The sequence below is a fragment of the Acidithiobacillus marinus genome, from assembly GCF_002847505.1.
Classification (GTDB): domain Bacteria; phylum Pseudomonadota; class Gammaproteobacteria; order Acidithiobacillales; family Acidithiobacillaceae; genus Acidithiobacillus; species Acidithiobacillus marinus.
In genome coordinates this window covers 1-2,878 of sequence record NZ_MXAV01000028.1, presented here as the reverse complement: position 1 = coordinate 2,878, position 2,878 = coordinate 1, and the positions used below count along the sequence as shown (strand labels likewise).

Below are 2,878 nucleotides of genomic sequence, written 5' to 3'. Positions count from 1 at the left end.
CTCTGGTACGGGCTTCTGGCACATAGTGGTCAATCACCCGCCACAGGAGCGTGTCGGTCTCGCCGACTAGGCGGGCTACGGTCAATACCGGCATCTCCCGCACCAGGGTCATGATCAGCGCTTCGAAGAGCAGGGTGAAATGCGAGCCTTCCCGTGCCCAGGGAACAGATATCTGATGCACTCCATGCTCCTGGCACTTCACACGAGGTACGCGGGCATGGAGATAGGCTTCATGCTGGAAGAAATCCATGTGCCGCCAAGTATGGTCACGGGTATCATGTACCGGACACTCCTCACCACAGACGGAGCAAGCAAAGCGACTACCCTTGGGAAAGTTGATGTGCAGATCCAGGCGTTTCTCCTCCACCGTGAAAGTCACATGATCCACCAACCACGGCGGAACCAATCCTAACGCGAGAGAAAACAGCTCTTCAGGGACCATCAGCTAACTCCAATTCAGGGCACGACCGCTCCACAGCATTCTACCCCCTACCCACTCAATCTGACGAAGAGCCCGCTTTGATATTGGAGCCTTCAGTTTTTCTAGGGCCGTCGATTGGGCGACTGGTTGATTCACATAATAATCCCCCCTTGGTTTTAATATGGTCATTGGTTCTGAGAAGTCTTATTACCATGCTCATCTTATTAAAACCTTCATTTCTGTTTTTTTGCCTGATCGTATTCATTAGATCCGTGATATCGCTGCCGGAGAATCCCGCAAGTAATGTCATTTGCACACAGATTCTCCCACCCCGTGACGTATCTCGTTATTTTGGTTTGTTGGGCTTATTGAGAAGTGCATCAAAAATTACTGCACCAACTTTAGGTGTTCTTGTTACTTCAAGCTATGGCGAATCTACCGCCATTAAAATTTCAATTTTGATGACACTATTAGCATCGATGTTGACTGTCTATGCATTTCATAAATATAAACATCATGATGCCCATAATAATATAAATAATCATAAAGGAGAAGAAACCGTTACCTCTATAAATAAAACCCCATATTCAGAAGAAAATAGAAATACCAATCATCGCATCCTAAAACAATTACTCTGGACGGTCACTACTTATTCGTTTATGGTATTTTTTATAAATAATCAGTTACCAGTGCTTTTGCGAAACTCGGGATACAGCATGGTTCTGCTGGGTGTGCTTGTAACTGCTTCTGGTTCCGGCGGGATTTTAGCCGCAAGCTACCTTTCACGAAAGCATCGGAGCAAACATACGGACACTATGAATCCTCTGCAAGCAACTATTGTTTCAGTAATTGTTATCGCGTTGTGCTTTGTGGCGCTAGGTTTTACATTCATGCTACCTTCGTCCATTGCACCCTATGTGGCGACTTTTCTATTCTTTTGTACAGGTATGTTTTCTGCTATAGAGTCGATTCGCGCCAATGTCGTGGTTGTGCAGGAGTTTCCAGATAATGCTGGAGAGGTAACGGCAAAGATGGGTTCATTTCGCAGCATCGCAATGCTGATTGCACCGTCGATTGCTGCAATATTTATATCACATATGGCATCCATGTCATTACTTTTTATTGTTGATGGTGGCGTAGGTCTAGTGATACTTATTGGGATCACCATCGCACATATGTATAGCTCACCCCTGAAACATTAAAATCTTACTAGATAAGACGTAGAAAAATGATTATAAAAACTTGCACCGCTTTAAGTGAATGTCATTTACTGTGGAAAGCAAAAAATGTGATGAGCCTGCGACATTAATGTCTGGGATGAACGCCAAAAACTTTCCCTTTGCATAAAAGAGTTATCGTGGATACATTTCATGGGGGCGTTATCTATACTGATACCAGAACCAGAGCAGTAGAAGTCGCACTACTCTCATCCCATAAGTATTGTCGGCAGGACTACAACTGTCAGATTTATATGGTGCCCAGAGACGGAATCGAACCGCCGACACGAGGATTTTCAGTTCCGCAACAAATCAATAGGTTAGATAGGTCCTACTTGCCACCCATTGGGTACACTTGTCGTAACATACTATTCTTGTTTGGTTTTTATTGTGTCGGCGCGTTTCCCGTTGGCAATGGCGGTGTACCGCTACTGTACTGGAAATGGCCTCCACAAACTCCTCAACTACCGAGAGTATAGCAACATCAAGAATCGCAGAGTGACGTCTGATGCGTTATTCTTTTACCAAGCAATCACCAGCGTGGTGGATTCCCACCTATCAGGAGCTATGCCATGACCACCTTGCCCAAGATAAGTGAACTCAGTGTCCGTCAAAAAATCCAGATGATGGAATCCTTGTGGGACAGCCTCTGCCAACAACCCACAAACATCCCCTCTCCCGTCTGGCACGGAGAAATACTGGCTCAAAGAGAAAATGCCCTGCGCGAGGGGTCTGACTACTTTTCGGCTTGGGATACAGCCAAAGCGAACCTGCGCAAAAGCACCCGATGATCATCGAGATATCCAACGCCGCACAACAAGACCTTCTGGATGGTTACCATTTTTATGAAGCCCAAACAGAGGGGCTCGGCACCTATTTTCGGCTCTTCGTCAGATTGAGTGGGTAGGGGGTAGAATGCTGTGGAGCGGTCGTGCCCTGAATTGGAGTTAGCTGATGGTCCCTGAAGAGCTGTTTTCTCTCGCGTTAGGATTGGTTCCGCCGTGGTTGGTGGATCATGTGACTTTCACGGTGGAGGAGAAACGCCTGGATCTGCACATCAACTTTCCCAAGGGTAGTCGCTTTGCTTGCTCCGTCTGTGGTGAGGAGTGTCCGGTACATGATACCCGTGACCATACTTGGCGGCACATGGATTTCTTCCAGCATGAAGCCTATCTCCATGCCCGCGTACCTCGTGTGAAGTGCCAGGAGCATGGAGTGCATCAGATATCTGTTCCCTGGG

At 46.8% G+C, this 2,878-nt stretch carries 4 protein-coding genes; 3 read left to right on the top strand and 1 reads right to left on the bottom strand.

The annotated features are described in order from the left end of the window. Nucleotides 1-442 (bottom strand): helix-turn-helix domain-containing protein (locus tag B1757_RS06940; protein ID WP_143484234.1); only part of this gene is annotated, 442 nt, incomplete at its 3' end. A gap of 77 nt (nucleotides 443-519) precedes the next feature. On the opposite strand from B1757_RS06940, the gene B1757_RS06935 reads away from it, so the two are divergent. The 3 genes from B1757_RS06935 to B1757_RS06925 all read left to right on the top strand — a co-directional run. After that, nucleotides 520-1,623 carry an MFS transporter gene (locus tag B1757_RS06935; protein WP_172437636.1) on the top strand — a complete coding sequence of 368 codons (1,104 nt, stop codon included), beginning with the start codon at nucleotides 520-522 and terminating at the stop codon, nucleotides 1,621-1,623. A 587-nt stretch (nucleotides 1,624-2,210) separates the two neighbouring features. After that, on the top strand, nucleotides 2,211-2,429 hold the full coding sequence (locus tag B1757_RS06930; protein ID WP_101537626.1) for an addiction module protein: 219 nt from the start codon (nucleotides 2,211-2,213) through the stop codon (nucleotides 2,427-2,429). 163 nt (nucleotides 2,430-2,592) lie between these two features. Continuing rightward, on the top strand, nucleotides 2,593-2,878 hold a 286-nt coding region (locus B1757_RS06925), incomplete at its 3' end, for a transposase family protein (RefSeq protein ID WP_143484233.1).